Below are 25,111 nucleotides of genomic sequence, written 5' to 3'. Positions count from 1 at the left end.
CTCACCCGTCCGAGCCATGCGGCCCGTGCGGCCCGTCCGATCAGCCCGGCCCGTCCGGCGCCTCCAGTTCGTCCAGGCGCGCGGTGCGCAAGGGTTTGCGCAGTACGGCGCAGGGGCGGCCCAGTTGGCGGTCGCGCCGCCGGGCGACGACCTCGTAGCCGAGGGCGGTCCAGAAGGCGAGGCCGGCGGGGTTGTCGTCCAGGACGGCGAGGCGTACGGCGGTACGGCCGGCGGCGCGGAAGCGGTCCTCGACGGCAGCCGCCAGCTCCCGCCCGTACCCCCGCCGCTGCACTCCCGCGTCCACCATCAGCAGCCCGATCCACGGGTCCGGGTCGGCCGGGTCGGGATGGTGCGCCAGGGTCACGGCCACCCCGACGAGCCGTCCCTCGCTGCGGGCCAGCGACACCTCCACGCCCGGCTGCGCCAACTCGTCGGCCAGTGCCGCCGCCACCTGCTCCGGACGGACGTCGTCCGGGTCGGGGAAGTCGCCGCTGAGGGCGTGGAAGACGCGGTTGGACGCGTAGAGCGCGGTCAGTTCGGTGAGGAGGGGGGCCGGGATGTCGTGGTCGGGGGTGAGGCGGAGCGGGTCGAGTCGCATGGGCGCAGGGTAGGACCTGTCCGGCCGGTGGCCCGTCCATGCCGGAGCCCCCGGCCGGGTGGCCGGGGGCTCCGTGCGGTCGCGTGGGGACTCAGACGTTGACGCCGAAGTCCTTGGCGATGCCCGCCAGACCGGACGCGTAGCCCTGGCCCACCGCGCGGAACTTCCACTCCGCGCCGTTGCGGTACAGCTCGCCGAAGACCATGGCGGTCTCGGTCGCCGCGTCCTCGGAGAGGTCGTAGCGCGCGATCTCGGTGCCGCCGGCCTGGTTCACGATGCGGATGTAGGCGTTGCGGACCTGGCCGAAGTTCTGCGAGCGGGTCTCCGCGTCGTAGATCGAGACCGGGAAGACGATCTTGTCGACGTCGGCGGGCAGGCCCGCGAGGTTGACGTTGATCGCCTCGTCGTCGCCGGCGCCCTCACCCGTGCGGTTGTCGCCGGTGTGGACGATCGTGCTGTCCGGGGTCTGCTTGTTGTTGAAGAAGATGAAGTGGGCGTCGGAGTAGACCTTGCCCTGGGGGTTGACCGCGATCGCGGAGGCGTCGAGGTCGAAGTCGGTACCGGTGGTGCTGCGGACGTCCCAGCCGAGGCCCACGGTGACGGCGGTCAGGCCCGGAGCCTCCTTGGTGAGCGAGACGTTGCCACCCTTGGACAGGCTTACAGCCATTGTTGGGAGTCCCTTCCCTCGGTGCGTAGCGGCTTCGTACGGCACGAAGCTACAGCTACCCCTATGAACGCCGAGAGACGTACCGAAGGTTCCGGATGTCTTTACTTTCTTTACCCGATCGCCCGAATGCCTGGATATTCGCGTGACGTGGACCGGACACAGGCGGGACCATGGACGGCATGTCTGGTCCTTATGTCGTCCGCGGCTCCGTCTCGCTCCCCGAGGCCGAGCTCATGTGGCGTTTCTCGCGGTCGTCAGGGCCCGGTGGGCAGCACGTCAACACCAGCGACTCACAGGTGGAGCTGCGGTTCGACCTGGCCGGGACGACCGCGCTGCCCGAGGTGTGGAAGGAGCGGGCGCTGGAGCGGCTGGCCGGGCGGCTCGTCGACGGCGTCGTGGCCGTCCGTGCCTCCGAGCACCGTTCCCAGTGGCGCAACCGCGAGGCCGCCGCCGTACGCCTCGCGGCTCTCCTCGCCGAGGCCACCGCGCCGCCGCCCAGGCCGCGCCGGGCGACCCGGATCCCGCGCGGGATCAACGAGCGGCGGCTGCGGCAGAAGAAGCAGCGTTCGGACACCAAGCGGGGGCGGTCCGGGCGGGACTGGACGTAGCGCACACACCGCCAGGCCGCCGGGGGTCACCCCGCCGGCTGTCACATCCGCGCCGCGCGATCCGTCAGTGCCACGACGACGGATCACGACGGACCACCACGGACCACGACGACGGGTTGTGACGATGAGCGAGACCGAGTTCCTGGCCGCGCGCGTTTCGAGGCGCACCGCGGCCCTCTTCGGGCCGTGGCCCACCGCATGCTCGGCTCGCTCGCCGAGGCCGACGACGCGGTGCAGGAGGCCTGGGTGCGGCCGAGCCGCGCCGACGTCAGCCGGGTCGACAACCTCGGGGGCCGGCCGACCACCGTGGTCGGCCGGGTCTGTCTGGACCTGCTGCGCTCGCGCCGGTCCCGCGCCGAGGAACCCCTGAACCCCTGAACCCCTGAACCCCAGGACGCCGGTCCCGTCCGCCGACGCCGGCCCCGCCCGGGACGCGCTGCGCGCCGACTCGGTGGGCGCCGCCCTTCTGGTCGTCCTGGACACCCTCTCGCCCGCCGAACGGCCGGCCTTCGTGCTGCACGACCTGTTCGCGGTGCCCTACGAGGAGATCGCGACGATCGTCGGCCGGACGCCGGCGTCGGCCCGGCAGCTAGCCGGCCGCGCCCGGCGCCGGGTGCAGGGCGCCCCGGCCCCGGAGCCCGATCTGGCGCGGCAGCGGGATGTCGTGGACGCCTTCCTGGCCGCCGCGCGGGAAGGCGACTTCGCGGCGCTGGTCGAGGTGCTCGGTCCGGACGTCGTGGCGCGTTCGGAAGCCGGGGTGACCACCGGCGCGGCGGCGGTGGCTGCCGGGGCGACGGCTTTCGCCTCGCTCGCCCGGGTGGCGAGTCCGGCGCTGGTCGACGGCGTCACGGGGCTCGTGGTGCTCGTCGACGGGCGGCCCGAGCGGGCTCTGGCGTTCACGTTCGTACACGGTCGGATCGCCGTGATCGACATCGCGACGGATCCCGCCCGGGTGACACCCTCACCATCGAGCCCGTCCAGGACGTCTCGAAAGTCCCGTCCGGCCTCCGGGCGGGCGACGCTACTTTCGAAACACGCCCTGGGACAGGTCCAGCACGCCCACGGTCTCGTCCTCGCTCAGTTCACCGGTCGTCCGGAAGCCGAGGCCCAGATAGAAGCCCTCCGGGCCGTGGGGGCCGGGGTGCCAGGTGACGTAGAGCTCCTTGCCGCCCCGGCGGCGGATCTCGGCGGCCACCGACTCGACGGCGAAGCGGCCGTAGCCCTTGCCCTGTTCGCCGGCCGCGATGTTCAGGCGCCACAGTCCGGAGCGGAAGAGGGTGCCGTCGGTGCGCCAGTCGATGTCGAGGAAGGCCATCAGGAAACCGACGGGCCGGTCGCCGTCGACGATCAGGCGCGGCCAGGCGACACCGGCGGGATGGACGTAGGCCTCGGCGAGGGACTTCATCACCGGGGAGACCGCGTACTCCTGCTCGGGGCGGACCCGGATGCCGGTCGCCGCGTCGAAATTGGCGGGTGTGATTTCCTCGAGGCGCGGTGCGGAAGGGGTCGTCATACCGGGACCGTAGGCACGCGATTCAACGCGGTGCCACGGGATTTATCATCCCAACTGCCGGTACCGCCCGCGGAAATACACCAGTGGCCCGCCCTCCGCGCTCGGTGCCTCCGCCGTCAGCACCCGCCCGATCACCAGCGTGTGGTCCCCCGCGGTCGTCCGCTGCTCGGTGCGGCACTCCAGGGTCGCCAGCGCGCCGCCCACCAGGGGTGCGCCGGAGACGTCGCCCCGCACGTACGGGATGTCCTCGAAGAGCAGGCGGTCGCTGATGCGGCCCTTCATCGCGAACCGGCCGGCGATGTGCCGCTGGCTCTCGGTGAGCACGGAGACCGCCCACAGGGGCTGTTCGTCGAGGAGGTCGTCCATGCGGGAGCCCGTGCGCAGGCTGACCAGCACCAGGGGCGGGTCCAGGGACACCGACAGGAAGGCGGTCGCGGTCATGCCGACGTCCTCACCGCCCGGCGCGGACGGGTCGTCGGGGTCGAGCGGCGGCTCCTGCGCGGTCACCAGGACCACGCCCGCGGCCAGTCGGGTCATCGCGGCGCGGAACTCGTCGTTGCTCACCCCCTCAGCATGCCCGGAGGCGGGAGCGGGGGTGGGGGAGGGCACGGCGGGGGGAGTCTTCAGCACGCCGGAAACGCTAGCCTCCGCGATGCGGGCGGCACATCGGACCTCGGCCCGAGGAGGGTCCTACGCCCCTGGACCGAGACCCGCACGGGACGCACGAGAGACCCACGGCACACTTTGTGCAACAAGTCCTCACAGTCACAAAGTTTGCGTTCAGTAAACGCACAGGGGAAATGCAGAAACTCCACTCAATTGCTCAGGTTCTGCTGTGACTTGAGTCACAAGGGCGATTAATTGTTGACCCTGTGTACCGAGTGGGGAGCGCGCTGTGATTCAGTGGCGGGGAAGCTGCAAGGACGTACGCCGAAGACAACCCTTGATTCGCTGCGAAGTCTCGGGGGGAGGGCGAGCATGGAGACCGAGTCGGAGCCCTACGTCCGTCTTGCGTCCCTGCGACAGCTGCACCAGGTCATGGCGGACATGAACACCGCACGCAGCCTGGCGGACACACTGCAGACGGTCGCGGAGGGCGTGGTGACCGCCCTCGGGTACGAGCTGGCGTGCGTGAACCTCGTCCGCCCCGACGGCGACCTCGTGGTCGCCGCCTTCGCCGGCAACCCGGCCGCCGAGGCGCTCATCACCGGACGCGTCGGCTCGCGCGACTCCTGGGAGCGCCGCCTGAGCATGGGCGAGACCTGGGGCGACCTGGTGTTCATACCCCACACCGAGGGCTGGGTCCTCGACGACGACGACGTGCCCCAGTGGTACACCGACGGGCCCGCCCCGCGCTTCGAGGACGAGTGGCACCCCTCCGACCGGCTCTTCGCGCCGATGTTCACGCCCGCGGTGCCGGGAGGCTCCTGCGGCGAGCTGATCGGCGTGCTGTCCGTGGACCGGCCGCGCAACGGCCGCCGGCCGGGCGCGTGGGGGCGCGAGGCGCTCCAGATGTACGCGTTCCAGGCCGCCATCGCGATCAGCAACGCGCGTCTACGTGCCAATATGCAGCGCGCGCTGGTCCGGCTCGAACGGGAACAGCAGGCCCTGCGCGCCAGCGAGGAAAGCTTCCGACAGGCCTTCGAGTACGCACCCTCCGGCATGGCCATCGCCGAGATGGGCGGCGAGCAGCACGGCCGGATCCTGCGCACCAACGACGCCCTGTGCCGCCTGCTGGGCCGCCCGGCCTCCGCGATGCGCCGCTACTCCTTCTCCGACCTCGTCCACCCCGAGGACATCGGCACCCTGCTGCGCACCTCGGCCGAGGGCGGGCGGGCCGAGCTGCGCCTGGGCCGCCGTGACGGCACGTACGTCTGGGTGTCCCTGCGTAACAGTGTCGTCGCGGACGCCGCCGACGGGCCCCGTTTCCTGCTCACCCACGTCGAGGACATCGAGGAGCGCAAGCGCCGCGAGCTCCAGCTCGCCCACCGCGCCTCCCACGACTCCCTCACCGGCCTGCCGAACTCCGCGGAGCTGCGCTCCCGGCTGTCCGCCCGGCTCTGCCGGCGTCCGCAGTCGACGCACCCCGCCGCGCTCGACTCCCACGACGCGGCCTTCGGACACCCCGCCTTCGACGCCAACGGCCACGGCTTCGACTTCCGGCCGGGCACGGAGGCGTACGACGCCTACGACCACCATGTGCACACCGCCGCCCCCGAGGACGGCCAGGACGACGGCACCAAGGGGCTCGCGGTCCTCTTCTGCGACCTCGACGGCTTCAAGTCGATCAACGACCGGTTCGGGCACAACGCGGGCGACGCGGTCCTGATCGAGGTCGCCCGGCGGCTCAGCCGGCAGGTCCGCGACGGCGATACGGTGGCCCGGCTCGGCGGCGACGAGTTCGTGATCCTCGCCGACGGCCTCGGCCTGGCGGACGCCGAGGACCTCGCCGTACGGCTGCGCAACGAGATCATCCAGCCCATCCGGGCCGAGGGCCGGGCCGTGCGGGTGGGCGCCAGTTTCGGCATCGGCTGGGCACACTGCGGCATGACCGCGGACGAAGTCCTGAAGTCAGCTGACGAACGGATGTACGTCGAGAAACGATCTCGTCCCAAACAGCACAGACGCGCTGGATGATCTGCAGGTCAGTGTGTTGATGCGGTCTGAGTCACCCGTTTGGGGCAGCGGAAGCGGGTAGGCTCGCCCTTCTCGGCACGTAGGAACACACGTACCGCATCCGACCCGCACCTGTTGAGGAGTACGAAGGGATGACGCCCGGCAACAACGGCGCGAGCACGCCCGAGGACGACGACCCGTTCGGCTACCTCTACGCCGACGGTCAGGCCAACGGAGCTCAGCCGCCGTCCGGCGGTGGCTACGGCTACCCGAACTCGGTCAGCCGGGTGCGCGCGGTCGGCGAGCGGCAGTACGGCCAGCAGGCGCCCACGGCCGCCTACGGCCAGCCCAATGTGCCCCAGCAGGGCACGTACGGCCAGCCGAACACGCACTACGCGGCGCCCGAGACGTTCCCCGGCGGCCCGCCCACCGCCCCGCAGCAGCCGACCCACGGCGGTGGCGGCCGGGGCCGCGGCCCCAACACCAAGGGCCTGCTGATCGGCGCGATCGCGGTGGTCGCGGCGGTGGTGATCGGTATCGCGGTGGCGATGACGGGCGGTGACGACGGCAACAAGTCCGACGACCGGGCGAGCACGGCGCCGACGAGCTCCGAGAGCACGTCGCCCAGCGCGTCGTCCTCCGCGTCGGCGGCAGCCGGAGAACTCCCGAAGATCGACGCGAAGGCTCTGCGGCTGGAGGGTGGGGCCACCACCTCTTCCGACGTCAAGGGCGCGCAGGCGAACGGCGGTGTCTATGTGTCCGGCTTCAACCAGGTCGGCGCCAAGGTCACCTGGACGGTCAACGGCATCGAGAAGGCCGGCACCTACCGCCTTTACGTGCGCTACGGCATCCCGGGCGTGGACGCCAACGCGACGCTCGTGGTCAACGGCAAGGCCAACGCGCAGTCGCTGAACATGAAGAACTTCGGCGGCCTTCCCGCGGGTGACTGGGAAAAGGGCTGGCAGACCACCTGGGCCAACGTCAACCTGACCAAGGGCACCAATACGGTCGTGGTCGCGTGCAACGAGGGCAACCAGTGCAACGCGAACCTCGACCAGATGTACCTCACCGCCGACGAGGGTTAGGACCTGTCCGCCGGACGGCCCTGGGCCACGGTGACGTCCTGAGACGGCGACAGTTCGGGGGCCGCCGATACTGGCGGCCCCAACTGTCTTGATTCCCCTATTGGTTGCGCAAGCGCCGCCCCGGGGGTCATGGTCCCGGGTGCGACGGTCGGCCCGGACGGCCGTGCTCTTCACCGGCACGGAGTACTCGCCGTCGTATCCCTCGGTGGTGGCAGGACCCTCACGGCCCCCAAGCCTCTCTCAGGCTGCGCTGCTCTCTTCCGTCACCGAGACCTGCTCCAGGAGCTCTTCGTACACCGCCCGGTCGAACTCCCCCGCCACGGGCGTCAGCACCGTCGCCGCCGAAAGGACCGCCGCCCGAGCCAGTCGCGCGGGCCACGGCAGGCGTTCTACGAGGCCCGACAGCAGCCCCGCGACTGCCGAGTCGCCCGCCCCGGTCGGATTTCCGTGTACGCGGCGGGGCGGAGTCGCCCGCCAGCGGCCCTCCGGTGTGATCGCCACCAGGCCCTGGGGGCCGAGGGAGGCGACCACCGACTGGGCGCCGCGACGGCGGGCGTCCTGGGTCGCTTTCAGGGGCTCGTGGGAGCCTGTGAGCTCGGCGAGTTCCGCGGCGTTCGGCTTGACGATGTCCGGGCGGGCCGCGACGCCCCGGCGCAGGGCTTCGCCGCTGGTGTCGAGCAGGACGGGTACCCCGGCCGCCCGCGCGGTCCGGATCAGCAGCGCGTACGCCCCCACCGGCACCCCCGGCGGCAGGCTGCCGCACAGGGCCACGGCGTCGGCGCCGGCGACCAACTTCTCGTACGTCTCCTGGAAGCCCGCCCACTCGGTCGGTGTGATGAGCGGGCCGGGTTCGTTGAGCTGAGTGGTGTCGCCGGAGAGTCCGTCGACGACGGCCACCGTGCGACGGGTCGGGCTCGAGACCGGGACCAGGGCGTCCCGTACGCCTGATATGCCGGTGAGCAGGTCGCGTACGACGACACCGGTCGCGCCGCCCGCGAAACCGGTGGCCGTGACGGGGTGGCCGAGGGCGGCCAGGACGCGGGCCACGTTCAGGCCCTTGCCGCCGGGGCGTTCCCACACCTCGGACACCCGGTGGGAGGCGTGCGGGCGCAGGGACCGTACGCGATAGGTGATGTCGAGAGCGGTGTTCAGCGTGACCGTGAGTATCACCCGGACCGACCTCCCCCGAAAGAATTCAGCACACGTTTGCCGTGTCTCCTTGTCCAGGGTCCTGATCATGCCAAAGAGACGGCGGTCGGCCCAGTCCTCGGTGCGCCACCGTCTCTCTGCGAGCGGACGTTTCAGGTCAGTTGGGGATCGACGACCCATTCGCCCTGGCGCATCACGCCCTTGAGGGCGAAGTCCGTGTCGAGGAGCACCAGGTCCGCGTCCTTGCCCGGGTCGAGGGAACCCACCCGGTCGTACATCCCCAGCAGCCGGGCCGGGTTGGCGCTGAGGGCGGCGACGACGTCCTCCACGGGGAGCCTGTCGATGGTCACCGCCCGCTGGAACGCGCGGTCCAGGGTGAGGGTGGAGCCCGCGATCGAGCCGCCCTCCACCAGCCGGGCCACGCCCTCGCTGACCTCGACCTCCAGCGGGCCGAGCATGTAGCGGCCGTCGCCGATGCCGGCCGCGTCCATCGCGTCGGTGATGAACGCGACCCGCCCGGCTCCCGCGTGATGGAACGCCAGTTCCAGCGCGGCCGGGTGGAGATGGGTGCCGTCGTTGATCAGCTCGACCGTGACGCGCTCGTCGTCGAGCAGCGCGGCGATCGGTCCCGGGGTGCGGTGGCCGAGCGTGGGCATCGCGTTGAAGAGGTGCGTGGCGACCGTCGCGCCCGCGTCGATCGCCTCCACCGTCTGCTCGTACGTCGCGTCCGTGTGCCCGATCGCCGCGATCACCCCGTGCTCCGCGAGCAGGCGTACGGAGTCGATGCCGCCCGGCAGTTCGGTGGCGAGGGTGACCATCTTCGCGTGGCCGCGCGCCGCGTCGATCAGCTTGCGCACCTCCGCCGGGTCCGGGTCGCGCAGCAGTTCCTCGGAGTGCGCGCCCTTGCGGCAGGGCGAGATGAACGGGCCCTCGAAGTGGATGCCGGCGATGTCGCCCTGCTCGGCCAGTTCGGACAGCAGTCCGGCCTGCCGGGCGAGGAAGTCCATGTCGTCGGTGACCGTGGAGGCGACCAGGGTGGTGGTGCCGTGCAGCCGGTGGGTCCGGATCGCCGTCAGGGCGTCGTCGACCGGGCCCGAGAAGGACGCGCCGCCACCTCCGTGGTTGTGCAGGTCGACGAAGCCGGGGACCAGCCAGTGGCCGCTGACGTCCACGGTCTCCGCGTCGGCCGGGGCCGAGCCGGCGATCCGGGCGCCCTCGACGATCACGCGGCCGCCGTCCACGGTCCCGGTGGGCAGTACCACCCGGGCACCGGCGAGAACCTTGCTAGTGGCCATCAGGCGGTTACCTCCGAGGGGTCAGTGGTGGTCAGGAGATCCCAGGCGAGGAGTCCCGCGCCCAGGCATCCGGCGGTGTCCCCCAGCGCGGCGGGGACGATCGACGGCAACTTCTGGAAGGTGACGCGTCGCCGCACGGCGTCCCGCAGCGGCGAGAACAAGGTTTCCCCCGCCTCGGCGAGCCCGCCACCGATGATGAGGATGCGGGGGTCCAGCAGGGTGAGCGCGGTGACCAGGCCGTCCGCGAGCGCGTCGACGGCGTCCTGCCAGACCCGGACGGCGTTCGGGTCGCCGGACGTGACGGCCTTCGCGCAGTCCGCGGCGTCCGCCGCCGGGTCCCCGCAGGCGGCGGCCCACGCCTCGCTCACGGCGGCGGCCGACGCGTAGCGCTCCAGACAGCCGTGCTGCCCGCACGGGCAGGGGGATCCCCCGGGCCGTACGACGATGTGGCCGATCTCGCCCGCGAAGCCGTGCGCGCCCGCCTCCACCCGGCCGTCGAGGCCGATGGCGCCCGCGATGCCGGTGCCCAGGGGGACGAACAGGAAGCGGTCGGCGCCCCGGCCCGCGCCGATCCGGCCCTCGGCGAGTCCACCGGTGCGCACGTCGTGCCCGAGGGCGACGGGGATGCCGTCGAGCCGCCGCCCGAGCAGCTCGCGCAGGGGGACGTCGCGCCAGCCGAGGTTGGCCGCGTAGGCGGCGATGCCGTGCGTCTCGTCGACGATGCCGGGGACGGCGACGCCGGCCGCGGCCGCGGGCTCGCCGAGCTGCCGCTCGCCGTGGGCGCTCAGCTCGGCGGCGAAGTCGAGGATGCCGTCGACGACCGCGTCGGGCCCGCGCTCGCGCCCGGTGGCCCGGCGGGCCCGGTACAGCAGCTGGCCCTCCGCGCCGACCAGGGCGGCCTTCATCCCGGTGCCGCCCACGTCGAGGGCGATGACATGTCTCACGGGGAACAGTGTGGCCCCAGGACCCGCGAGAGGTCTAGTCCACTTGCGTGGTGTAGACCTTAATCCGAAAATCGGACGACCGGTTAGATGAACAGTCAGCGGAATCGGAGCGAACAGCGGTGCAGCAGGGCCAGCGGGGCAGGACAGGAATGATCGCGGCGGCGTCCGCACTGGGCATGACGGCGGTCCTGGGGGGCTGCGGGCTCGGTGGCGGCTCCGACGAGGTGACCCTGAGACTGGTCGCCGCCGACTACGGCGACAGCAAGGCCAACAGCTCCCAGGGCTACTGGGCCGCCCTCGTCAAGGACTACGAGGCGAAGCACCCGAACGTGAAGATCGACGTCACCGTCTACTCCTGGAACGACGTCGACCGCAAGGTCAAGGAGCTGGTCGCCGCCGGCGACGCCCCCGACATGGCGCAGATCGGCGCGTACGCCGACTACGCGGCGAAGGACCTCCTGTACCAGGCCGGTGAGGTCCTCTCCATCCCCGTACAGGGCGACTTCGCCCCCCAGCTCGCGCAGGCGGGCGAGGTGAGCGGGGTGCAGTACGGCATGCCGTTCGCCGCCTCCACGCGCCTGCTCTTCTACAACAAGGCCCTCTTCGCCAAGGCCGGGATCAGCACGGCCCCGACGACCTGGGAGGAGCTCGCCGACGACGCGAAGGCGCTCGAGGCGGAGGGCGTGAAGTACCCGTACGCGCTGCCCCTGGGCCCCGAGGAGGCGCAGGCCGAGACCATGCAGTGGCTGCTGAGCGGCGAGGGCGGCTACGCCGGGACCATCGGCACCTACGACATCGACTCCGCGCAGAACGTCGAGACCTTCGACTGGCTCAAGAACGAGCTGGTCGGCAAGGGCCTGACCGGACCGGTCGCGCCCGGCAGCCTGAACCGCGCGGCCGCGTTCACCGCCTTCGCCGCCGGTGACGTCGGCATGCTCAACGGCCACCCCTCCCTGATGAAGGCGGCCACGAAGAAGGGCGTGCAGGTCGGCATGGTCCCGATGCCCGGCGTGAAGGGCCCCTCCTCTTCCGTGATGGGCGTCGCCGACTGGATGACGGCGTTCAAGAAGAACGGCCACAGCGAGGAGATCGGCTCGTTCCTCGACTTCGTCTACGACGAGAAGAACGTGCTGACCTTCTCCCGCGAGTACGACCTGCTGCCGGTCACCGACTCCGCGTCCGACGCCATGGGCGCGGCCGCGCGGGACAAGGACCTGAAGCCGTTCCTGGACGAACTTCCCGTCTCCACGCTCTACCCGGTCGGCAAGACCTCCTGGGCGACGGTCAGCGCGGCCGTCAAGAAGCGCATCGGCCAGGCGGTCACGCCCACCGGCAACCCGTCCGGGGTGCTGGCGCAGCTGGAGGCGATGGCGAGCTCCGCGGACGCCGCCGCGCAGTAGGCCGCCCGCCTGTCGGTGGCGGGGACTACCGTGCGGTCATGGACGACGAGCAGGAAGGCCTCGGCCGCCGCGAACGGGACATCCTCGCCCTGGAACGCCGGGGCTTTCCCGGCGCCGGCGCGAAGGAACGCGCGATCCGCGAGGAACTCGGCCTGGCCCCCGTCCGCTACTACCAGCTCCTGAACGCCCTCCTCGACGACGAGCGCGCCCTCGCGGCGGACCCGGTGACGGTGAACCGCCTGAGAAGAGTGCGGGAGTCGCGGCGGGCGGAACGCTGAGCGCGGGGCGACCGGGCGGAGGGCCGCCGTCCCGTTCGGTCGCCGGCCACGGATTCGGGTTGCCGGGTACCGACCGGGTACACAGGTGAGTCACGCATGCGGGTGCGGTCGCGCGGATAGGGTCGCCGTATGGGCAGCCATGACACGCACCCCCCGCATCCCGCACCGCAGTCCCTGCCGACCCCCACGACCCGGGCGGGACGCGACGCGCTGGACGCCGTCCTCGCCCGCCCGCACCGCGCGGTGATCGGGCTCGACTTCGACGGCACGCTCGCGCCGATCGTGGCGGATCCCGAGCAGGCCCGCGCGCACCCGGACGCGGTCCCCGCGCTCGCCGCCCTCGCGCCGAAGGTGGCCGCGGTGGCCGTCGTCACCGGCCGGCCGGCCGCGGTGGCCGTGCGGCACGGCGGCTTCGACGGCGTCCCCGGCCTGGAGCACCTGGTCGTCCTCGGCCACTACGGCGCCGAACGCTGGGACGCCCGCACCGGCACCGTGACCGCCCCTCCGCCGCACCCCGGCGTCGCCGCCGTACGTGCCGAGCTGCCGGGATTCCTCGACACGATCGGCGCCTGGCGGGGCACCTGGATCGAGGAGAAGGGCCGGGCGCTGGCCGTCCACACCCGACGCGCCGAGGATCCGCAGGCCGCCTTCGAGGTGCTGCGCGCCCCCCTCACCGAGCTGGCCGCCCGGTACGGCCTGATCGTCGAACCGGGCCGTATGGTCCTCGAACTGCGGCCGCCGGGCGTGGACAAGGGCGTCGCCCTCCAGGACTTCGCCCGCGAGCTCGCCGCCGAGTCCGTCGTCTACGCGGGCGACGACCTGGGCGACCTGCCCGCCTTCGCCGCCGTCGACAAACTCCGCTCCGACGGCGTCCCGGGCCTGCTGGTGTGCAGTGGCAGCGACGAGGTCGCCGAACTGCGGGACCGGGCCGACCTGGTGGTGAACGGCCCGGAGGGGGTCGTGGACCTGCTGCGCGCGCTGGCGGCCCGGCTCGGCTGACCGGCCCGCCCCGCGGGACCGCGCGACCGTGCGCTCAGTCCTTCAGCGCACCGAGCTGGTCCAGGAACCACTGGGCCGGCGGCAGCGCGGTCGCCGCGGCGGCCAGGCGCTTCGTCCGCTCCGCCCGCTCGGGCACCGGCATCACCAGCGCCTCGTGCAGTGCCCGCGCGGTGCCGACCACGTCGTACGGATTGACGGTGATCGCGTCCTCGCGCAGCTCCTCGTAGGCCCCCGCCTCCCGCGACAGCACCAGCGCGCACCCCTCGTCGGAGACCACCGGCACCTCCTTCGCGACCAGGTTCATGCCGTCCCGGATCGGGTTCACGAGGGCCACGTCGGCCAGCCGGTACGCGGCCAGCGAGCGCGCGAAGTCGTCCTTCACGTGCAGCACGACCGGGGTCCAGCCCGGTGTCCCGTATCCGGCGTTGATCTCGTCCGCGAGCCGCTGCACCTCGGCCGTGTAGTCGCGGTAGACGGCGAGGTCCTGCCGGGACGGGTAGGCGAAGGCGACGTGCACGACCCGCTCGCGCCACTCCGGGTGGTCGTCGAGCAGCTGCCGGTACGCCAGCAGGCCGCGCACGATGTTCTTCGACAGCTCGGTCCGGTCGACCCGCACGATCGTCCTGCGGCCCTCGCCGATCTCCGTCCGCAGCGCCGCCATCCGCTCGCCGACGTCGGCCTGGTGGGCACGGGCGCGCAGGAACTCGGCATCGGCCCCGAGGCCGTGCACGCCGATCACCGTGGTGCGCGTCGGTCGCCCTGAGGCCGGCGTGTGCTCGATCGTCGCGCCCGGCTCGCCGCTCGGTCCGCTCGGGAAGATCCGCTCGGGATTCACCTCCCCGGCGCACTCCATGAAGGCGCGCGCCCACCGCCGGGTGAGGAAGCCCAGCCGGTCCGCGCCGAGCATCCCCCACACGATCTGCTCGCGGATGTCGTCCGGCAGCATCCGGAAGTAGTCCGGCGGCGCCCAGGGCGTGTGCGAGAAGTGGCCGATGCGCAGGTCGGGACGGAGCTCGCGGAGCATGCCCGGCACCAGCGTCAGGTGGTAGTCCTGCACGATCGCCGTGGCCCCGTCGGCCGCGTCCTCGGCCAGCGCCTGCGCGAAGGCGCGGTTGTACCTCTCGTACGACGCCCACCGACGCCGGAACTCCGCGTCGAAGACCGGCTCCAGCGGTGTCTGGTAGAGCATGTGGTGGACGAACCAGAGCACGGAGTTGGCGATGCCGTTGTAGGCGTCGGCGTGCACGTCGGCCGGGATGTCCAGCATCCGCACCCCGCTCTCGCCCACGCCGCGCCGGACCGCCTCGCGGTCGCCGTCGGACAGGGCGGAGCACACCCACAGTGCCCCGACGTCCGGCCCGATGGCGGACAGGCCCGAGACCAGCCCGCCGCCGCCCCTGCGGGCGTGCAGCGAGCCGTCCTCGCCCACCTCGTACGAAACCGGGCCGCGATTGGACGCGACCAGCACCTCAGCGCCGTGCGTGGAAGCCATACGCCTCAACCTAGCCCGGCCCGGAAACGCTCAAACGTACGGAAGGCCCACAACAGTCCGCGGAGATTTGTATACGACTGTCGGTCGCTGTCACTCGGCGCGTTCGTCACGCGACCTTCCGTGACGCGTACTCCTCGATCTCGGCCATCGGCGGCCGCTCCTCCGTGTCCACGGAGTACGTGCGCGGCTCGAAGCCGTCCGGCCCCCGTTCGAACTGGGTCAGAGAGGGCCGGATCAGGTGCCCGCGGGCCATGCGCAGCTGTGCGGTGCGGTAGATCGCGGCGGCCATCCGGCCCAGCGCCTGTCCGTCCTGGTGCCGGTGCTTGCGCACGCCCACGTCCACCTGGGCGAGGGCGTCGAGACCCACCAGGTGCAGCGAGTCGACCAGCATGCCCAGCTCCACCCCGTACCCGACGGGGAAGGGGAGCTGCTCCAGCAGGGAACGGCGGGCCGCGTACTCGCCGCCGAGCGGCTGCACGAACCCGGCCAGCCGCGGCCAGTGCATGTTCAGCAGCGGGCGGGCCATCAGCTCGGTGACCCGGCCGCCCTGGCCGGCCGCTCCGCCGGAGGCGAGCGCATTCGACTCGTCGCCCAGCGGGCGGTCGTACATGGCCTTGACCAGATCGATGTCCGGGTCGGTGAGCAACGGCCCCACGATCCCGGAGACGAAGTCGGAGGAGAACTCCTTCAGGTCGGCGTCGATGAAGCAGACGATGTCCCCGCGGGTGACCAGGAGGGACCGCCAGAGCACCTCGCCCTTGCCCGGCACGGCCGGGATGCGGGGCAGTATGTCGTCGCGGTGGACGACCCGGGCGCCCGCGGCGGCGGCCACCGCGGAGGTGCGGTCGGTGGAACCCGAGTCGACGACGACGATCTCGTCGACGAGCGGGACCTGCTGCATGAGGTCGTGACGGATCACGGCGACGATGTCACCGACCGTCTCCTCCTCGTTGAGCGCGGGCAGGACGACGGAGACCGACTGGCCCCTGGCGCGCTTGGCGGCGAGGATCTTGTGGAGCGGGCGATCGGTCACGGACCAGGAGCGTGTGCTCAGCCAGCGCTCGACTTCTTCCAGCACGGTGGCGGCTCCTTCTACGTTCTCGCGGCGGGAGGTGGTGCCCGTCGTGATGACGGCCGACGGGCACGGGCATCTCGCGGTTCGGACGGTTATCTCAACTGTCCTGGCCTTCGGTTACAGTCTTGAACAACGCGCATGACCATCGCATGTCCAGGGTGGCCCGCCGTTCACAACTTCATACCGCTCATCCAGAGGGGCAGAGGGACACGGCCCGATGAAGCCCCGGCAACCCTCCAGTCGGCTCTCGTTCACGCGAGGCTCCCGGCTCGGGAAGGTGCCAAATCCGTCTCACGGCGAAGTGCGCCGTGAGGAAGATGAGGAGAAAGGGCCTCGCCTCCATGGCTGTGCAGACCGTTGCAAGCACCACCAACTCCGTCGATCTGGGCCCCGCCGCGGCGCTTTCCTGCCGTGAGTGCGGACACCGCGTGCCGCTCGGCCCGGTCTTCGCCTGCGAGGAGTGTTTCGGCCCGCTCGAGATCGCCTACGACTTCTCGGCCTACGACACCGAGGAGCTCCGCAAGCGGATCGAGGCCGGCCCCGCGAACATCTGGCGCTACGCCCCGCTGCTGCCCGTCCCGGCCGACGTGGCGACCAAGCCCAACATCAACCCCGGCTGGACCAAGCTCGTCCAGGCCGACAACCTGGCGCGCGAGCTCGGTGTGACCGGCGGGTTGTACGTGAAGGACGACTCCGGCAACCCGACGCACTCCTTCAAGGACCGGGTCGTCGCCCAGGCCCTGGAGGCCGCGCGCGCCTTCGGCTTCACCACCCTCTCCTGCTCCTCCACCGGCAACCTGGCCGGCGCCGTCGGCGCCGCCGCCGCCCGGGCAGGCTTCCGCTCCTGCGTGTTCATCCCGCACGACCTGGAGCAGGGCAAGATCGTCATGGCCGCGGTCTACGGCGGTGAACTCGTCGGCATCGAGGGCAACTACGACGACGTGAACCGCTTCTGCTCCGAGCTCATCGGCGACCCGGCCGGCGAGGGCTGGGGCTTCGTCAACGTCAACCTGCGGCCCTACTACGCGGAGGGCTCGAAGACCCTCGCGTACGAGATCTGCGAGCAGCTCGGCTGGCGGCTGCCCGACCAGCTGGTCGTCCCGATCGCCTCGGGCTCCCAGCTCACGAAGATCGACAAGGGTCTCCAGGAACTGATCAAGCTCGGGCTGGTCGAGGACCGGCCGTACCGGATCTTCGGCGCGCAGGCGGCGGGCTGCTCGCCGGTGTCCGTGGCGTACAAGGCCGGCCACGACGTGGTGCGGCCGCAGAAGCCGGACACCATCGCCAAGTCCCTCGCGATCGGCAACCCGGCCGACGGGCCGTACGTCCTCGACATCGCGCGCCGCACGGGCGGTGCCGTGGAGGACGTGACGGACGAGCAGATCGTGGACGCGATCAAGCTGCTGGCGCGGACCGAGGGGATCTTCGCGGAGACGGCGGGCGGGGTGACGGTGGGCGTGACGAAGAAGCTCATCGAGGCCGGCCTGCTCGACCCGACGAAGACGACCGTCGTGCTGAACACCGGCGACGGTCTGAAGACCCTGGACGCGGTGGCCGGCACCGGCCTGACCGCGACGATCCGCCCGAACCTGGACTCCTTCCGAGAGGCTGGCCTCGCATCATGAGCGTCAACGTCCGCATCCCCACCATCCTGCGCACGTACACCGGCGGCAAGGCCGAGGTGAGCGCCGAGGGCACGACCCTCGCCGAGGTCATCTCCGACCTGGACAAGAACCACACAGGCATCGCGGGCCGCGTCCTGGACGACGAGGGCAAGCTGCGCCGGTTCGTCAACGTGTACGTGAACGACGACGACGTCCGCTTCGAGCAGGGCCTGGCGACCGCGACCCCGGACGGCGCGGGTGTCTCCATCATTCCGGCGGTCGCCGGAGGCTGATCATTACCATCGGTAACCGAGGTTACCGAGAGTTCATCGAATTGCCCCCTCCGTGAGAGAAGCGGAGGGGGCAATTCAGTGTGGTTGAGCGCGGTACAGTTGGGGAACCCGCTCCCGATTCCAGGGTCGGCGGCCTTCGGAGCCTGCTGCACTGCCGATAAGAAGCAGCCAAACTGTGCAGGCCTTTTGCGCCTTTCGCTCCCTATGCCTGGCCCAACTTGCCCTGAAACTAGGCGAATTGTGGGTAGATTCCGGACCCGTCATGCCCGGATTTCTCGTCCGATTGACCTGTTGCAGACGGCAGTTGGACAGATACATTCAGCCGCGGTCGACGCGTTCCGGCGCACGCCCCCGGCCAATGGGGGGTGAGGTCTGACCCGGATTCGCGAAGTGCGGATCTGTGCAAGGGCCAGTAATAGGGGAGTTAGGCATGGCTCAGGGCACCGTCAAGTGGTTCAACGCGGAGAAGGGGTACGGCTTCATCGCGGTCGACGGTGGTGCGGACGTGTTCGTCCACTACAGCGCGATCCAGATGGACGGGTACCGCACCCTGGAAGAGGGCCAGCGGGTCGATTTCGAGATCTCGCAGGGTCAGAAGGGGCCGCAGGCGGACATGGTCCGCCTGGCGACCGGCTGAAGCACGCGCCGACTTACTGCAGCGACGTTCTTCTGTATTTCTTCGAAGGGCTCGTACCTCACGGGGTGCGAGCCCTTCGGCCTGCCCGGTTCCCGCCGCGCGGAACCCGCGGATCACCGGCCGGCGCTCGCGCCCGACCGTCACCCGACCGCCGCCCCTCATCGAGCCTGCCGCGCAGGCGCACCTTGCACTCGGGCGGGGCGAGTGCTAATCATTGGCGTTAGCACTCTGAAGGTGAGAGTGATAACGAAGGACCGGGTCGGTGAGGCCCGCAGGCCAGGTGGTGCAAGGAACCACGGGGCAGGCAGGCCGTCCGTCGCGGGCGCCAGCGCGGTCCGGAGCAATCCACCCCAGTCCGGGAGGACCACTTCACATGGCCAAGATCATCGCGTTCGACGAGGAGGCACGGCGCGGTCTCGAGCGCGGGATGAACCAGCTCGCCGACGCCGTCAAGGTCACCCTTGGCCCCAAGGGCCGCAACGTCGTCCTCGAGAAGAAGTGGGGCGCCCCCACGATCACCAACGATGGTGTGTCCATCGCCAAGGAGATCGAGCTCGAGGACCCGTACGAGAAGATCGGCGCCGAGCTGGTCAAGGAAGTCGCCAAGAAGACGGACGACGTCGCCGGCGACGGTACGACCACTGCGACCGTGCTCGCCCAGGCGCTCGTCCGTGAGGGCCTGCGCAACGTGGCCGCCGGCGCCAACCCGATGGCTCTCAAGCGCGGTATCGAGAAGGCCGTCGAGGCCGTCTCCGGTGCCCTGCTGGAGCAGGCGAAGGATGTCGAGACCAAGGAGCAGATCGCTTCCACGGCCTCCATCTCCGCCGCCGACACCCAGATCGGCGAGCTCATCGCCGAGGCGATGGACAAGGTCGGCAAGGAAGGCGTCATCACCGTCGAGGAGTCCCAGACCTTCGGTCTGGAGCTCGAGCTCACCGAGGGTATGCGCTTCGACAAGGGCTACATCTCGGCGTACTTCGCCACCGACATGGAGCGTATGGAGGCGTCGCTCGACGACCCGTACATCCTGATCGCCAACTCCAAGATCGGTTCCGTCAAGGACCTGCTCCCGCTCCTGGAGAAGGTCATGCAGTCGGGCAAGCCGCTGCTGATCATCGCCGAGGACGTCGAGGGCGAGGCCCTGTCGACCCTGGTCGTCAACAAGATCCGTGGCACCTTCAAGTCCGTCGCCGTCAAGGCCCCGGGCTTCGGTGACCGCCGCAAGGCCATGCTCGGCGACATCGCCATCCTCACGGGCGGCGAGGTCATCTCCGAGGAGGTCGGCCTCAAGCTGGAGAACGCGACCCTGGACCTCCTGGGCCGCGCTCGCAAGGTCGTCATCACCAAGGACGAGACGACGATCGTCGACGGCTCCGGTGACACCGACCAGGTCCAGGGCCGGGTCAACCAGATCCGCGCCGAGATCGAGAACTCGGACTCGGACTACGACCGCGAGAAGCTCCAGGAGCGCCTGGCGAAGCTGGCCGGCGGCGTGGCCGTCATCAAGGCCGGTGCCGCCACCGAGGTCGAGCTCAAGGAGCGCAAGCACCGCATCGAGGACGCCGTTCGCAACGCGAAGGCGGCCGTCGAGGAGGGCATCGTCGCCGGTGGTGGCGTGGCTCTGCTCCAGGCTTCCTCGGTCTTCGAGAAGCTCGAGCTCACGGGTGACGAGGCGACCGGCGCCAACGCCGTGAAGCTCGCCCTGGAGGCCCCGCTCAAGCAGATCGCCGTCAACGGTGGTCTCGAGGGTGGCGTCATCGTCGAGAAGGTGCGCAACCTGCCCGTCGGCCACGGCCTGAACGCCGCGACCGGTGAGTACGTCGACATGATCGCCGAAGGCATCATCGACCCGGCGAAGGTGACCCGCTCTGCTCTGCAGAACGCCGCCTCCATCGCCGCGCTGTTCCTCACCACCGAGGCCGTCATCGCCGACAAGCCGGAGAAGTCCGCGGCTCCGGCCGGCGGCGGCATGCCGGGCGGTGACATGGACTTCTGATCCTTCGCGAAAGCGAGGATCGGACCCGTCCGTCCAGTACCGAGGGCGGCACTCCCTGGAGACAGGGGGTGCCGCCCTCGGGCGTTTCCGCGGGGCGCCGGCGGCCCGCTCCTCGGGACGGGCGCGGGGAGTGGCGGGGGAACCGCCCGGGAGCGGCACGGGGAGTGGCGCGGATCACATGTGACTCGTGCGGTGGGCGGAATGCGGTGGCCGACGGGTCCGTTGACCTCTGAGTGCGTTCGATGCACACGCACATACCGACCAGTCCAGTCAATTCACCAGGAGCCTCCCACGTGACCGTCATCGCGTCCTCCGCCTCCCGCGCCGCGGAGATCCTGTCCCGGCCCGTCGCGCTCAACGGCCTCACCGTCCCGAACCGGATCGTGATGGCGCCGATGACGCGCCAGTTCTCCCCGGGCGGCATCCCGGGCGAGGACGTGCTGTCGTACTACGCCCGCCGCGCCGCCGCGGGTGTGGGTCTGATCGTCACCGAGGGGACGTACGTCGGCCACGAGTCGGCCGGGCAGAGCGACCGCGTCCCGCGCTTCCACGGCGACGAGCAGCTGGCCGGGTGGGCCCAGGTGGCGGACGCCGTGCACGCGGCGGGCGGCACGATCGTGCCGCAGCTGTGGCACATCGGCATGGTGCGCAAGGCGGGGGAGCCGCCGTTCGCCGACGCTCCGCCGGTCGGCCCGTCCGGCATCGGCACGGAGGGCGCCGAGGTCACCGGCAGGGCCATGACCCGGCAGGATCTGGACGACGTGATCGAGGCGTTCGCGAAGGCCGCGGCCGACGCCGAGCGCATCGGCTTCGACGGGGTCGAGCTGCACGGCGCGCACGGTTATCTGCTCGACCAGTTCCTTTGGGCGGGCACCAACCGCCGCACGGACGCCTACGGCGGCGACCCGGTGGCCCGGACGAAGTTCGCGGCGGAGATCGTCGCCGCGGTGCGCGCGGTGGTCTCGCCGGAGTTCCCGGTCCTCTTCCGCTACTCGCAGTGGAAGCAGCAGCAGTACGACGCCCGGCTGGCCGAGACCCCGGAGGAGCTGGAGGCGATCCTGGCCCCGCTGGCCGCGGCAGGCGTCGACGCCTTCCACGCCTCCACCCGCCGCTACTGGCTCCCGGAGTTCGAAGACTCCGACCTCAACCTGGCCGGCTGGACGAAGAAGATCACCGGCAGGCCCGCCATCACCGTGGGCTCGGTCGGTCTCGACGGCGACTTCGTCGGGAGCTTCAGGGGCGAGGGTTCGCCGGTCAAGGGCATCGACAACCTCCTCGACCGGCTCGAGCGCGACGAGTTCGACATGGTGGCCGTCGGCCGCGCGCTGCTCCAGGACCCGGACTGGGCGGCGAAGGTCCTGGCCGACCGGTGCGACGAGCTGAAGCCGTACGACGCGGCGGCGCTGCGCACCCTCAGCTGAGGCCCACGGGCCCGCGGCCGCCCTCTGGCCGTGGGCCCCGACTGCCGTTAGCGTGCGGCAGATGCGGATCCTGCATCTGTCCGACACCCATGTCGAGCGGACCGACGAGCCCAACCGGCACGGCGTCGCCGCCACCGAGTCGCTGCGGCTGATGCTGGCCGCGCTGCGCCACCAGCGGGCCGTCGACGCGATCGTCGTCACCGGTGACCTCGCCGACGACGGCGCGGTGGAGGCGTACACGACCGTGCGGGAGGCGGTGGGCGCGTTCGCCCGGACGTGGGACGCCCCCGTCTTCTTCACCACCGGCAACCACGACGAACGCCAGGCCTTCGCGAAGGTGCTGGGCAGCGGCCATCTGGCCGCCGACGGGACGGAGCGGGCCGTCGCGGCCGTGCCGGGGGCCGAGCGGGCCGCCGTGAGCGGCGTCGGCGGCTACCGCTTCGTGACGCTGGACTCGCTGGTGCCGGGGGAGGTGTACGGGCAGCTCGGGAAGGCCCAACTCGACTGGCTGCGCGAGGTGTTGAGGGTGCCCTCGGAGCAGGGCACGGTACTGGCCCTGCACCATCCGCCGATCGCCCTGGACGTGCCGACCCAGCGGGCCTTCGGGCTGCGTGATCCGGGCGGGCTGGGCGAGGTGATCCGGGGGACGGACGTGCGGGTCGTACTCACCGGGCACTTCCACCTCCAGCTCCTCGGCTTCCTGGCGGCCGTGCCGGTGTGGGTCACGCCCGGTGTGGTCAACCGCATCGACCTCACGACCCGGCCGGGGACCGAGCGGGCGGTGCGCGGCGCGTCGGCGTCACTGGTGGAGCTCGGTGGCGCGTCGGGGCCGATGTTCCACACCTTCCACGCGCGCGATCCGCGGGCCCACGAGACCGTCTACGAGCTCGACGAGGAGCGCACCCGCGAGGTGATCGCGCGGCACGGGCCCCCCGGCCACCGGAACTGACCCCCGGCCACCGGAACTGATCCCACCCTCCCCTCTCCCTTCCGGGCTCTCCGCCCCCTTCCCGCCTCGGTGTCGGACCGGGGGCCGCCCTTTTGGGGCCGCTCTTTTCCCTTGCTTAAGTCAATCAATTGACTTAAGGTTGCCTGAGTCAAGCAGATTCGTATGCCCGTACGCCCCACGGAGGCCCCTCCATGTCCGACGCTCCCGTCCGGCCCCCAGCGGCCGGGGGAACCGCCCAGCCCGGGTCGAACGCAGTGGTGGCGGTCCTGGCCTTCGCCGGAATCGTCGTCTCGCTGATGCAGACCCTGGTCATCCCGATCGTCCCGGAGCTGCCGAAGTACCTGAACGCCTCGGCCTCCGACACCGCCTGGGCGGTCACCGCCACACTGCTGGCCGCCGCCGTCGTCACGCCCGTCGCCGGCCGGCTCGGTGACATGTTCGGCAAGCGCAGGCTGCTGCTCGTCAGCATCGTGCTGCTGGTCGTCGGCTCGGTGGTGTGCGCGTTCAGCGACTCCCTGACCCCGATGATCGTGGGCCGCGCCTTGCAGGGCCTGGCCGCCGCCACCGTCCCGCTCGGCATCAGCATCATGCGCGACGAGCTGCCCGTGGAGCGGCTCGCCGGCTCCACCGCCCTGATGAGCGCCTCCCTGGGCGTCGGCGGCGCCCTCGGTCTGCCCGCCGCCGCCTTCATCGCCGACAACTTCGACTGGCACCTGCTGTTCTGGACCTCCGCCGCCTTCGGCGTCGTCGCGCTGGCGCTGGTCCTGACACTGGTGCCCGAGTCCCAGGTCCGCACCGGCGGCCGCTTCGACTTCGTCGGCTCGGCCGGGATGGCGGTCGGCCTGGTCTCCCTGCTGCTCGCCGTCTCCAAGGGCGCCGACTGGGGCTGGGGCAGCGCCACCACGCTCGGCCTGTTCGCCGTCGCCGTCGTGGTCCTGCTCGCGTGGGGCTTCTACGAGCTGCGCACCCCGACCCCGCTGGTCGACCTGCGCACCATCGCCCGCCGTCAGGTCCTCTTCACCAACCTCGCCTCGATCGCCTTCGGCTTCTCGATGTTCGCGATGGCGCTGGTCCTGCCGCAGCTGCTCCAGCTGCCCACCCGGACCGGATACGGCCTCGGCAAGTCGATGCTGACCGTCGGCCTGGTCATGGCCCCGCAAGGGCTGGTCATGATGGCCTTCGCCCCGGTGTCCGCGACCGTCACCAAGGCCAAGGGCCCGAAGGTCACCCTGATGATCGGTGCCGTGATCGTCGCCGCCGGCTACGGCCTGAACATCGTGCTGATGTCCGAGGTCTGGCACCTCGTCCTGGTCTCCTGCGTCATCGGCGCCGGTGTGGGCTTCGCCTACGGCGCGATGCCCGCGCTCATCATGGGCGCCGTGAGCCCGTCGGAGACGGCCGCGGCCAACAGCCTCAACACGCTGATGCGTTCCATCGGCACCTCGGTCGCCAGCGCCGTCGCCGGCGTGATCCTGGCGCAGATGACCATGAACCTCGGCGGCTACGCCCTGCCGTCCGAGAACGGGTTCAAGGTCGTCATGGCCCTCGGGGCCGGTGCCGCGGCCCTGGCGTTCGTCCTGGCCGCCTTCCTTCCCGGCCGGGACGCGGCCGCCGCCCGCCCCGCCCCCGCGGCCGCAGAGCCCGGCAGGCGGCCGGAGGCCGGCGAGGCTCCCGACGCTCCCGAGGTTTCCGGAACCAAGGCGTAGGACAGGCCGACCGAGGAGCCGGAGACGGCCGCCGCCCCGCACCCGAGGGGCGGCGGCCGTCCTGCTTCCGGCGGTTGCGGACGGTGCCCGCACCGGTGGACGGTGCCCGCACCGGTGCCGGTGCCGCTAGAGGTTCCCGAGCGGTTCGATGTCGACCTTCACCGGTGTGCCCCACACGCGCAGCACCTCGTAGTCGGTGAACTCGTGGACCAGGCGGTAGGCCATCGCGGGCCGGGGGCCGCGGCGCTGGGCGGTGATGTACAGCTCCGCCTCGCGGCGGTCCCGGCGCGGGGTGCCGCACAGCTGCCACTCCTGCCCGGTCCACAGCTCCGGCAGCCAGCGCTGCTGGGGCTGCGGCCGGTCGGCGCGCACGCCGTAGCGGGAGGGGGCGGTGGCGGTGGGCCGCGGGTCCATGGCGGGGCCGTTGAACTCGGAGCGGCGGGCGGCCCGGCGCCGTGTCTCGCACAGCAGGCACAGGTCGGGCGCCGAGGCGTCCACCGGCCCGCCGGGGTGCTCGGCGCACCGCGTGCTGGGCACGGCCGTGGTGACGCTCTCCTCCAGCAGGTCCAGGGCCCGCCGCAGATCCGCCCTGACCTCGTGCAGCCGGCCGTCGGGCGTGTCGGAGGTGAGGGCCTCGCCGTGCTCGCCGAGGAGGCGGAGGGCACGGCCCAGGGCGGTGAGCTGCGCGTGGTTCATGGGGGCCTGCTCCTTGATGGTCTGCGGCCTCCAGCGTAGGACGCCACGGGACCGGGCAGGACGGCCGCGAGGATCGTGACGAGGGCGTGA

At 71.4% G+C, this 25,111-nt stretch carries 23 protein-coding genes, 1 pseudogene and 1 riboswitch; of the genes and pseudogenes, 14 read left to right on the top strand and 10 right to left on the bottom strand.

Translation table 11 applies throughout. From position 1 onward, the window contains the following. Positions 1-40 precede the first annotated feature (40 nt). Together ACFV0T_RS17995 and ACFV0T_RS17990 are read right to left on the bottom strand one after the other, a co-directional pair. Positions 41-598 (bottom strand): GNAT family N-acetyltransferase, encoded by a 558-nt coding sequence (locus tag ACFV0T_RS17995; protein WP_385779574.1) that lies wholly within the window; start codon positions 596-598, stop codon positions 41-43. A gap of 91 nt (positions 599-689) precedes the next feature. Continuing rightward, positions 690-1,265: a TerD family protein gene (locus tag ACFV0T_RS17990; RefSeq protein ID WP_385779572.1), complete on the bottom strand. Its 576-nt coding sequence runs from the start codon at positions 1,263-1,265 to the stop codon at positions 690-692. 170 nt (positions 1,266-1,435) lie between these two features. Between ACFV0T_RS17990 and arfB the strand changes: the two genes are divergently transcribed. Next, positions 1,436-1,873: an alternative ribosome rescue aminoacyl-tRNA hydrolase ArfB gene (gene arfB / locus ACFV0T_RS17985; RefSeq protein WP_385779570.1), complete on the top strand. Its 438-nt coding sequence runs from the start codon at positions 1,436-1,438 to the stop codon at positions 1,871-1,873. 124 nt (positions 1,874-1,997) lie between these two features. Then, positions 1,998-2,828, top strand: a pseudogene (locus tag ACFV0T_RS17980) (sigma factor-like helix-turn-helix DNA-binding protein); the annotation flags it as partial. A gap of 66 nt (positions 2,829-2,894) precedes the next feature. Here ACFV0T_RS17980 and ACFV0T_RS17975 read toward each other — a convergent pair. Both ACFV0T_RS17975 and ACFV0T_RS17970 read right to left on the bottom strand, forming a co-directional pair. Next, the gene (locus tag ACFV0T_RS17975) at positions 2,895-3,386 is read right to left on the bottom strand and encodes a GNAT family N-acetyltransferase (protein ID WP_385779568.1); all 492 of its coding nucleotides are present in this window, start codon (positions 3,384-3,386) and stop codon (positions 2,895-2,897) included. A gap of 45 nt (positions 3,387-3,431) precedes the next feature. Beyond that, positions 3,432-4,016 carry a flavin reductase family protein gene (locus ACFV0T_RS17970; RefSeq protein ID WP_385779566.1) on the bottom strand — a complete coding sequence of 195 codons (585 nt, stop codon included), beginning with the start codon at positions 4,014-4,016 and terminating at the stop codon, positions 3,432-3,434. 348 nt (positions 4,017-4,364) lie between these two features. Here ACFV0T_RS17970 and cdgB point away from each other — a divergent pair, with 348 nt between their 5' ends. Both cdgB and ACFV0T_RS17960 read left to right on the top strand, forming a co-directional pair. Then, positions 4,365-6,023, top strand: a complete 1,659-nt coding sequence (gene cdgB, locus ACFV0T_RS17965; protein WP_385779564.1) for a diguanylate cyclase CdgB — start codon at positions 4,365-4,367, stop codon at positions 6,021-6,023. A gap of 131 nt (positions 6,024-6,154) precedes the next feature. Then, positions 6,155-7,087 (top strand): CBM35 domain-containing protein, encoded by a 933-nt coding sequence (locus ACFV0T_RS17960; RefSeq protein ID WP_385779562.1) that lies wholly within the window; start codon positions 6,155-6,157, stop codon positions 7,085-7,087. A gap of 240 nt (positions 7,088-7,327) precedes the next feature. On the opposite strand, the gene ACFV0T_RS17955 is transcribed toward ACFV0T_RS17960, so the two are convergent. From ACFV0T_RS17955 to ACFV0T_RS17945, 3 genes are all read right to left on the bottom strand, one after another. Further along, entirely contained in the window at positions 7,328-8,257 is a 930-nt protein-coding gene (locus ACFV0T_RS17955) for a 1-phosphofructokinase family hexose kinase (protein WP_385779560.1), read from the bottom strand. 131 nt (positions 8,258-8,388) lie between these two features. Beyond that, positions 8,389-9,531 carry an N-acetylglucosamine-6-phosphate deacetylase gene (nagA, locus tag ACFV0T_RS17950; protein WP_385779558.1) on the bottom strand — a complete coding sequence of 381 codons (1,143 nt, stop codon included), beginning with the start codon at positions 9,529-9,531 and terminating at the stop codon, positions 8,389-8,391. Continuing rightward, a complete protein-coding gene (locus ACFV0T_RS17945) occupies positions 9,531-10,475 on the bottom strand; it encodes an ROK family protein (RefSeq protein WP_385779556.1) in 945 nt (314 codons plus the stop codon). Before ACFV0T_RS17945 ends, nagA begins: the two co-directional genes overlap by 1 nt. Positions 10,476-10,651: 176 nt before the next feature. Here ACFV0T_RS17945 and ACFV0T_RS17940 point away from each other — a divergent pair, with 176 nt between their 5' ends. The 3 genes from ACFV0T_RS17940 (at position 10,652) to otsB (ending at position 13,152) form a co-directional block, all read left to right on the top strand. Further along, positions 10,652-11,875 (top strand): extracellular solute-binding protein, encoded by a 1,224-nt coding sequence (locus ACFV0T_RS17940; RefSeq protein ID WP_385779610.1) that lies wholly within the window; start codon positions 10,652-10,654, stop codon positions 11,873-11,875. Positions 11,876-11,913: 38 nt separating this feature from the next. Next, positions 11,914-12,153, top strand: a complete 240-nt coding sequence (locus ACFV0T_RS17935) for a DUF3263 domain-containing protein (RefSeq protein WP_385779554.1) — start codon at positions 11,914-11,916, stop codon at positions 12,151-12,153. A gap of 129 nt (positions 12,154-12,282) precedes the next feature. Beyond that, on the top strand, positions 12,283-13,152 hold the full coding sequence (gene otsB / locus ACFV0T_RS17930) for a trehalose-phosphatase (RefSeq protein ID WP_385779553.1): 870 nt from the start codon (positions 12,283-12,285) through the stop codon (positions 13,150-13,152). A gap of 34 nt (positions 13,153-13,186) precedes the next feature. Here otsB and ACFV0T_RS17925 read toward each other — a convergent pair whose 3' ends face one another. Both ACFV0T_RS17925 and ACFV0T_RS17920 read right to left on the bottom strand, forming a co-directional pair. Beyond that, a complete protein-coding gene (locus ACFV0T_RS17925) occupies positions 13,187-14,644 on the bottom strand; it encodes a trehalose-6-phosphate synthase (RefSeq protein ID WP_385779551.1) in 1,458 nt (485 codons plus the stop codon). 106 nt (positions 14,645-14,750) lie between these two features. After that, positions 14,751-15,722, bottom strand: coding sequence for a glucosyl-3-phosphoglycerate synthase (locus ACFV0T_RS17920; RefSeq protein ID WP_385779549.1), 972 nt, complete (start codon positions 15,720-15,722; stop codon positions 14,751-14,753). Positions 15,723-15,903: 181 nt separating this feature from the next. Further along, positions 15,904-16,043, top strand: a riboswitch (SAM riboswitch). Positions 16,044-16,060: 17 nt separating this feature from the next. Here ACFV0T_RS17920 and thrC point away from each other — a divergent pair. The 7 genes from thrC (at position 16,061) to ACFV0T_RS17885 (ending at position 24,325) form a co-directional block, all read left to right on the top strand. Next, positions 16,061-17,344, top strand: coding sequence for a threonine synthase (gene thrC, locus ACFV0T_RS17915; RefSeq protein ID WP_385779547.1), 1,284 nt, complete (start codon positions 16,061-16,063; stop codon positions 17,342-17,344). Then, entirely contained in the window at positions 17,341-17,616 is a 276-nt protein-coding gene (locus ACFV0T_RS17910) for a MoaD/ThiS family protein (protein WP_385779545.1), read from the top strand. The genes thrC and ACFV0T_RS17910 overlap by 4 nt, the downstream gene beginning before the upstream one ends. A gap of 430 nt (positions 17,617-18,046) precedes the next feature. Continuing rightward, the gene (locus ACFV0T_RS17905; protein WP_007493268.1) at positions 18,047-18,253 is read left to right on the top strand and encodes a cold-shock protein; all 207 of its coding nucleotides are present in this window, start codon (positions 18,047-18,049) and stop codon (positions 18,251-18,253) included. 373 nt (positions 18,254-18,626) lie between these two features. After that, complete coding sequence (groL, locus tag ACFV0T_RS17900; protein ID WP_385779543.1) at positions 18,627-20,249, top strand: chaperonin GroEL; 1,623 nt, start codon at positions 18,627-18,629, stop codon at positions 20,247-20,249. A gap of 293 nt (positions 20,250-20,542) precedes the next feature. Then, complete coding sequence (locus ACFV0T_RS17895) at positions 20,543-21,670, top strand: NADH:flavin oxidoreductase (protein WP_385779541.1); 1,128 nt, start codon at positions 20,543-20,545, stop codon at positions 21,668-21,670. Between the two features lie 61 nt (positions 21,671-21,731). After that, positions 21,732-22,619, top strand: a complete 888-nt coding sequence (locus tag ACFV0T_RS17890) for a metallophosphoesterase (RefSeq protein ID WP_385779539.1) — start codon at positions 21,732-21,734, stop codon at positions 22,617-22,619. Positions 22,620-22,810: 191 nt separating this feature from the next. Continuing rightward, positions 22,811-24,325, top strand: coding sequence for an MFS transporter (locus ACFV0T_RS17885; protein ID WP_385779537.1), 1,515 nt, complete (start codon positions 22,811-22,813; stop codon positions 24,323-24,325). 126 nt (positions 24,326-24,451) lie between these two features. Here the strand turns inward: ACFV0T_RS17885 and ACFV0T_RS17880 are convergent, their stop codons facing one another. Next, positions 24,452-25,021 (bottom strand): hypothetical protein, encoded by a 570-nt coding sequence (locus ACFV0T_RS17880; protein WP_385779535.1) that lies wholly within the window; start codon positions 25,019-25,021, stop codon positions 24,452-24,454. Between the last annotated feature and the right edge of the window lie 90 nt (positions 25,022-25,111).

Origin of the sequence: Streptomyces sp. NPDC059582 (assembly GCF_042735715.1) — a bacterium.
GTDB lineage: Bacteria > Actinomycetota > Actinomycetes > Streptomycetales > Streptomycetaceae > Streptomyces.
Note: the sequence above shows the minus strand (reverse complement) of the source record. Positions and strands in the feature narration are given on the sequence as shown.